The organism is Betaproteobacteria bacterium, from assembly GCA_016791345.1.
Lineage (GTDB): Bacteria > Pseudomonadota > Gammaproteobacteria > Burkholderiales > JAEUMW01 > JAEUMW01.
In genome coordinates, this window is the sequence record JAEUMW010000348.1 from 1 (window position 1) to 7,553 (window position 7,553).

The 7,553-nt window shown below is 62.4% G+C and carries 1 protein-coding gene and 10 pseudogenes; all 11 read right to left on the minus strand.

The features are described 5' to 3' along the window. A partial coding sequence (locus JNK68_13635) for an Ig family protein (protein ID MBL8541395.1) occupies nt 1-629 on the minus strand: 629 nt, incomplete at its 3' end. Further along, nucleotides 603-923, minus strand: a pseudogene (locus JNK68_13640) (hypothetical protein). The pseudogene JNK68_13640 and the gene JNK68_13635, both read right to left, overlap by 27 nt. A gap of 729 nt (nt 924-1,652) precedes the next feature. After that, nucleotides 1,653-2,453, minus strand: a pseudogene (locus tag JNK68_13645) (hypothetical protein). A gap of 408 nt (nt 2,454-2,861) precedes the next feature. After that, nucleotides 2,862-3,326 (minus strand): annotated as a pseudogene (locus tag JNK68_13650) (hypothetical protein). 213 nt (nt 3,327-3,539) lie between these two features. After that, nucleotides 3,540-3,944: pseudogene (locus JNK68_13655) on the minus strand (calcium-binding protein). A 96-nt stretch (nt 3,945-4,040) separates the two neighbouring features. Further along, nucleotides 4,041-4,343, minus strand: a pseudogene (locus JNK68_13660) (RTX toxin). A gap of 294 nt (nt 4,344-4,637) precedes the next feature. Next, a pseudogene (locus tag JNK68_13665) lies at nt 4,638-5,393 on the minus strand (hypothetical protein). A 186-nt stretch (nt 5,394-5,579) separates the two neighbouring features. Then, nucleotides 5,580-5,735: pseudogene (locus JNK68_13670) on the minus strand (hypothetical protein). Next, nucleotides 5,736-5,969, minus strand: a pseudogene (locus JNK68_13675) (hypothetical protein). A gap of 48 nt (nt 5,970-6,017) precedes the next feature. Next, nucleotides 6,018-6,413: pseudogene (locus JNK68_13680) on the minus strand (hypothetical protein). Nucleotides 6,414-6,986: 573 nt separating this feature from the next. Next, nucleotides 6,987-7,490: pseudogene (locus tag JNK68_13685) on the minus strand (hypothetical protein). Nucleotides 7,491-7,553: the final 63 nt, after the last annotated feature.

The window sequence follows — 7,553 nt, forward strand, 5'->3', positions numbered from 1 at the left end:
TGATAGTCGAGGGGCAGCGTGGTTAAGCCTGGCGCAGGCGGTGTGAACCCTGCCATGGCATCCACCAGGGTCTGGACCTGTGAGTGCAGCAGGATCCTGTCGCCGTCCATGGTCTCGAAGCGCTCGACGCGGCGCGCGGCACTCCGATACCAGTCGCGGAGAACGTATGCATCCGAGGTGCCGATGACGCTGGCCTCGAGATCGTCGTCGACTCGCCGAAACCAGATCTGATCGTACTCGATTCCGGTGAGAAACACGGCACGGTCGGTGTTGCCCGACGTCGAGTCGTTCTCGACGATGGTATCGGTGCCGTAGCCAGGGCCGAGCACGTAAGTGTCGTTACCCAGGCCGCCCACGAGCGTGTCGGCACCGCCGAGACCATCGAGGCGATCGTCACCCGCCCCGCCGGCGAGCCTGTTGTTTGCGCCATTCCCCGTGAGCACGTTGGCGAGATCATTGCCGGTTCCGTTGATCGCACGCTCACCGGTGAGGGTCAGGTTTTCGAGGTTCTCGTCGAGCGTGTAGCCGACGCTTGCGAGGACGCTATCCGTGCCTTCGTCAGCGTACTCGATCACGAGGTCGGCCCCTTGCGCGACGATGTAGGTATCGTCGCCCCGCCCACCCGACATCTCGTCTGCACCACCGCGGCCGTCGAGCCAGTTGTTGCCGGCATTGCCGATGAGAATGTTAGGAAGATTGTTTCCTGTTCCGCTGAAATCACCGGTACCGGTCAGCGTCAGGTTCTCGATGTGCTTGCCCAGGGACCAGCTCTGACCGGCGACGACGGTGTCCACACCCTGCCCCAGGCGCTCGGTCACGAGGTCGCCGGCACCGACGAAGTAAGTGTCGTCGCCGGGGCCGCCGGCGAGCGTGTCCGGACGGGAACCCCCACGCAGGAAGTCGTCACCGTCGGAGCCGAGGATGTGCCGCGGTGCATTCTCAAGCACAAGCACCTGCCGGATCGTGAACTCGGTGCCGTCAGCGAATGCGAACACTTCGACGCCAGTGCCGATCGGGTCGTCGGCACGCGCGAGCGTGATCGTAATCCGGTCGCCATCCGGATGATCGAGATAGAGAAGGTCTGGCTTTCCGTCAGCCTGACTTATCGAGACCGTCAGCGCCTCGGGATGCCACGTTTCCGCGAGTTCCACGCGGTCGACCCACACCGCATTGCCGTAGTACGGCTCGATCGCCGCGTAGTCATTGCCCGCGATGATGGGCAGCGGCGGCAGCGGCTCGACATAGACGAAGCGATCGAGATAGTGACTTTCCTCCCGAGCTATCTCCGCCTCATATCGCTCGATCTTCTTTCGCACATCGTACGCGGTATCTCCCAATACAGTGGGTGGATCACCCGTCCCATCCCATGCGAGGAGGACGGCATATTCCTCACGGGCGCGTTCCAACCAGTATCTGGGTGAGTGCAGAACCCACTCGAGACCGTCTTGCGGACTATCGAAGAGCACCGGTACTTCACCGATATCGAGTCCGAATTCGGCGAATGCCACACGGTCAAGGTACGATCCCCCTCCCCTCTCACGCACTTCCAGGTCGCTGAAGTTGGAAGTATTGAAGTAGGTATGCCGGTAGCGGTCGAAGTCCTCGCCAGTATCGGTGATCCAATCGCTACCTTCCCCAACGCGGGCGTAAGTATCGGCACCGGCACCACCCGACAATTCGTCCCGGCCCGCCCCGCCGATGAGAATGTCGTTCCCAGCGCCGCCCACCAGCGAGTCGTTGCCCTTGTTTCCGTACAACAGACTACCCAGACGCCCATAGCCGCGGGTCGCATCGGTCAGCACATACGCGGGTTCGTCATCAACGACAATGAGATCGGCACCCGCCCCGCCGTCGATTACGCTGTAGTCCGACGCCCGAATCAAGTTGTCGCCGGCACCACCGCGAATTTCCTCGATGTTGAGGTATGCAGTCTCGTACGTGGTCGCGTTCGTGATCCGTACCACGCTTTCCACCGGAACGTAGCGTGCAACCGCAGACACGTCGGTCGACCCGGACGTTTCTGGAACCCAGAAACCTTGCAGCGACGACGCTTGCATCGACGAGTAGTCACCAGCAGCGCGAGACACCCCAATACCAGACTCGGGCATCGTCGTCGCAGAGACGGCCCCGGATGCCGGCACGAACCTCCAGCCAATGCCAGTCTGTTTCAGCGCCTTTGTCACACCCTGTGAGCCAGGCTTAACCGACACGACGTGCAGTTCCGTTTGGCTCGATTCCGAGCGCGTATCTGCCTCAAACGCCGGCGAAGTACGTTGGATCATGGAGTCGTCGCTCGCCCGCTGCACTATGCGAATCCCGTAACGGGAATAGGTCGTGTGCGTGTACGTTCCCTCCCCGTCGTAAACAGTGCCGGAAACTTGAAATTCATCGGGGCCGGTGCTCCCGAATCCGATCTTGCCGAGGGAAGTGAAGTATGCAGCCTTGACCTGCATCTCATAGTTGGTAATGGCAACGGCGACCGGGCCGCCCGGCACCGATGATGATGACGCGATCACATCCCCCAACAGACGCGTCTCGCCGGAGGCGGACACGACGTGCCAATCCGTCTCCGTGGCAAAGTAACCTGCGATGGTGATTGCACTTTCCGGGTTGTTGCGGAGGGTAAGCGTGAGATCGTTGCCCGTGCGCGCTGTCACCAAGTCGTTGAAGTCGATCGCGGGCCCGACGCGCAGGTAACTCGCGTCGACGCCATCCTCTTCGATGCGATCGGCACCTGCTCCCCAGCCGAAGGCGTACGTATCCTCGCCCGCGCCGCCAACGAGCAGGTCGTTCCCGGCTCCACCATCGAGAAGGTCGTCACCAGCTTCGCCATAGAGGCGGTCATGACCTGCGCCACCGCGCAGTACATCGTCGCCCGCGCCGCCATAGAGGAAATCGTCGCCATCCGAGCCAACCAGCACGTCCGCTGCACCCGCGCCAGTGGCCGTGTCGTTGCCTATACCGCCCTTGACCGAAAGCGGTCCCAAGGTATTGAGGAGGTCCCGCTGTGTGAGCACCGAGCCATCGGTGAACCGGTACGCGCTGACAGACCCGAGCAGGCCGTCGCGGATAGCAAGCACGTCGCCTTCGCCATATGCCAAGGATAGATAGGTCGCCCCATCGTCCCCGAGATAGGTATCGACGGCCAGACCGGACGCAGTGACCCCGGTGCCAAAGGTTACGACATTGATCCCGGAGCGATCCTCGATGGTGTCCCAGCCGTCGCCGAGCGAAAACACGTACTCGTCATCTCCTCCATCACCGAAGAGGAGATCGTCGCCGGTCCCGCCAATCAGCGTGTCGCCCCCTTCGTTCCCGAAGAGCACGTCGTCACCCTCGAGCCCGACGAGTGCGTTCGCCGCGTCATTGCCAGTGAGTACGTTCGCTAGTGCATTACCGGTCGCATCGAGCGCGGCACCTCCGGTAAGTCTCAGTGCCTCCAGGTTCGCGCCGAGTGTTGCTGAAAAGTCCGCGACGACGGTATCGAAGCCTTCCCCTGCGAGTTCATGGAGGATGTCTTTTGCATCGACGGTATAGATGTCGTCCCCCAACCCGCCGTGCAGGGTGTCGCTTCCCGCGCCACCAATGAGTTCGTCGTTGCCGTCCCCACCGTCGAGCAGATCTTCCCCCGCGCCGCCAACCAGGCGGTCGTCGCCAGCAAGGCCGTGCAGTGTGTCGTTGCCCGCGTAAGCTTTGAGCGCATCGCCGATGGACGTCCCCACAAGCGTCACATCCATCCTGAACGCCTGGTCCATCAGAGTCGAGAGGGACATGCGTTCGCCATTTGCGAGTTCGAACTTAGGATCGAGTGCATCGAGCTGAGTGAGGCTACCTCCCAGGAAGAGTCCTGTCGGCGCTGCCTCGGTGCTCTTGATCAGCAGACCGGGGACACCGTCTCGGATGGCGGTGGTGGCGAACAATCCCGAGAAGCTGTCGACGTCCATCAGGGCGACGACCTCGCTTCTCTCGATATCCAGTATCGCATCGCCATCAGCAAGATGTATGTCGGCAAAGCGATCGCGCCCGAGGCCGCCACTTTGCTGATCCGCACCGGCGCCGCCGCAGAGCGTGTCTTCGCCGTCGCCACCGTAGAGACGATCGTCGCCCTCTCCACCTATCAACAAATCGTCACCGCCGTCGCCGTAGAGCAGGTCGGCGCCGTCCTCGCCGTTCAGAGTGTCGTTGCCATATCCACCGAAGAGCGTATCGTCGCCGTCGCCGCCGAAAAGCAGGTCGCTCCCTTCGAGCCCGGTGACGAAGTCGTTGCCACCTTCGCCGAGCAGAGTATCCGCGGCATCACTGCCAGCAAGCGCTTCATCGGCGCCCGTCCCGAACACGGGCATTGTCGGGATCGAGTCGAGTTCCCAGGTGGGAATCGTTGCGTCAGGCTCGCTCGACAACTCATCCGGAAAGAGTTGGATCTCTTCGATGCGATTCGCCGCGTCATAGAAGTGCGGAAGTCTGATGGCGTCACCGGGAGTAATGCCTCGCACGGTAAGCGTGCCGTCCACATTTCGTTCGAACGCCAGGTCGTCCCGCGTAAAGCCGTAGATCTGCAATCTGTCGTGCGCGCTGTAGTGCGGCGACGCGTCTGCATCGATGATGACGTCCTCGCCATCCCCCGCATGGAACACATAAGTGTCGGCGCCTGCCCCGCCGGTGAGCGTGTCGCGCCCAGGCCCGCCGGTGAGCGTATCGGCGAAGTCAGTTCCGGTGAGCCAGTCGTCCCCGCTGGAACCTGCAATCGCCGCAATCGGAAGCGCGTCGAGAGTTGTGGTGTCGAGCGTCGTGCCATCGAAGAACTGGATCGTCTCCACACGCCTTTCATTGGCAAGGTAGTGTCCCTCGATCAGAACTTCACTGCCGCTCTGCAATCCGACGACAAGGTCGCCGCGTGACGTACGCGTGAAGGCGACCTGGTCGGGCATCACGATCGCGTCGAAGCGCAGCGCGTCTGTCCCGTCGACGTCGACAACGATGTCGCGGCCGCCGTTGGCAGTGAAAAGGTAGACGTCGTTGCCTGCGCCGCCCTCCAGTACTTCGAGCAGTTCGGAGCTCGCGAGTGTTTCGTCTCCAGTGCTCCCCTTGACTGGAGCATAGGCCGCCCGATCCAAGCGCCGTGTGAGTTCTGCCGGAGTCAGCACGGTCCCGTCCGCAAACCGATAAAACTGAATTCCACCGGTGAAGCCGTTCTCCACGGCCAGTGCGTCGCCTGTGCCGTAGTCGATCACGGCGTACGTACCGCTCTCATCCCGCCCTTGGTGCACCGTGATTGCAGATGCGGAGATACCACCACCAAACACTGCGGTGTTGACGCCTGACGAGTCGAAGATCTTGTCGATGCCATCGCCTACGCCAAACTCGTAGCGATCGTCACCGCGTCCGCCGTCCATGCGGTCGAAGCCGCTGCCACCGACGAGCGTGTCGTTGCCTATCTCGCCTGCGCGTGTGCCACCGCCATCGCCGACGAGCATGTCGTCCCCAGCACCACCGACAAGCAGATCATCGCCTCCGTACCCGCGCAGGTAGTCGTTGCCTTCACCGCCGTCGAGCACATCGGCGCCGTCATAGCCAACGTCGTTGTCGTCTGCGTCGCCGAACAGAAAGTCATCACCTGCTTCACCGTACAGTTGATCGGCTCCGCCATCGCCGACCATTCGGTCTGCCCCCTCACCACCGAAGAGGCGGTCGTTCCCCTTGAAGACGCCTGGCACCAGCGACGAATCACCCTGCATCCGGTCATCGCCTGCACCGCCGTACAAGGTGTCATTCCCACCGCTACCGGTCACCCAGTCGTTGCCCTCGCCCCCATCCAAGTAGTCGTCGCCGTGATACCTGGCTTCCAGCCAGCCGCTGTCCCCGTCCAGCGAGTCATCACCTTCATTGCCGTAGAGCTGATCGGCGCCGCCATCACCCTCCAAGCGATCGTTGCCTTGGCCCCCCGCCAACAGATCGTCGCCGTGCGCAATCGGAAGCGTGAAGTACCGCTGCCCAGCGATCTCAAGCGATCCCTCGCTCCCGTCACCGAGGAGAACGTCATCGTCGTCTTCACCGTTCAGAACATCATTCCCCGCTTGACCGACCATGTAGTCGGCACCGGGGCCTCCGAGCACAAGATCTCCGCCATCACCGGCGAGCACGGTGTCATTGCCTGAGCCGGCGTCTATCATGTCGGCGTCGTCGCCCTCGACGTTGATTTCGCCGATCATGCCCTGTACGCCGGTGATCTGCCCAGGCATTACGAGCGCCCCGAAGAGATCAGGCTCGCCGCTGGACGACCATTCGATCCCGGGCACGAGGCTGCCCCCACCCAAGATGAAATCGTTGCCATCGCCCCCTTCGACTACGTCCGATCCGGGCCCGCCATCGGCGACGTCGTCCCCCGTTCCAGCGTTCAGGTAGTCGTCACCCATTCCGCCTTGCAACGCATCGGCGTCCTCTCCACCATAGATTTCGTCCGCACCGACTGTGGCGATGAGAATGTCGCGCCCCGCCTCGCCGAATAGCCTCTGGTCACCTGGGCTGTCGCTGAGATAGTCATTGCCCACGTCGCCGTGACCCTCGGTCTGAGCGTGGGGAAGCGTGATGCGGTCGTTGCCCTCGTAGCCGAAGACTTGCTCGCGCTCCGTACGGCTGGAGAGCGTATCGGCGTCGGAACTTCCCGCCTGCAGGGTTCTCTCGATCGGCTCCGGCGCACTCAGCGTCAATCCGAGATCACCTGACCGAAAGCCCACGATCGATGCACCTCCCGGTTCATCGGGCTTCCTGACAGTGAGAATGCCACGCCCTGAGTGATGGCCCGTCAGGGTGTAAGTCAGCCCCCTCGGCCCTGTGTAAACCCGCTCGCTTGCACTCTGATCGGTAATCGCGAGCGACCCCGTGAGCGTCGCGCCCAGGAACTCTACCGTTCCGACACCGTCGCCTCCGAACCCGTCGCCTGCGAAATCGATGACATAGTCCAAACCGTCACCTCTGCGCCAACGATAGAGGTCTGCGCCCGCACCGCCGATCAGGACATCGGTATCCTTGCCGCCGACCAGGGTGTCGTCCCCCGCTTCACCGTTTAGGAAGTCTGAACCACCGTCTCCCTGCAAGTAGTCATCCCCTGCAAGACCGATGAGCCGATCGTTGCCGCCGCCACCGTAGAGGCTGTCCGCGTGCCCTGAGCCTCGCCATTCGTCGGCCTGCTCGGAACCGAAAGCAAGCGTACGAGGCTGCGAAATCGAAAACCCCACTCGAATGCGCTCTTCGACGACTTGCCCGTCAACGACTTGCCGATCGATGAACTCGACCGCCGCGCCCCCAGAGTCTGGCACCTCCGCAAGAATATCATCGCGGTTACGCACCAGATGCCAGTACAACAGGTCCGAACGATCACGCAGCCATTCGCTCGTAAGCGCACCAGCGCCGGTGACCGGATCGAACAGGGATAGCGCGCCGTCCCGATTGAAAGAGGTGTAGTCGGCACCGCTCACCGCGAGGGGATTCATCGCTCGCAGCGCGTAGCGAACTGCTATGTCGGTCTCAGCGAGGCGCTGCAGCGCATACGCGCT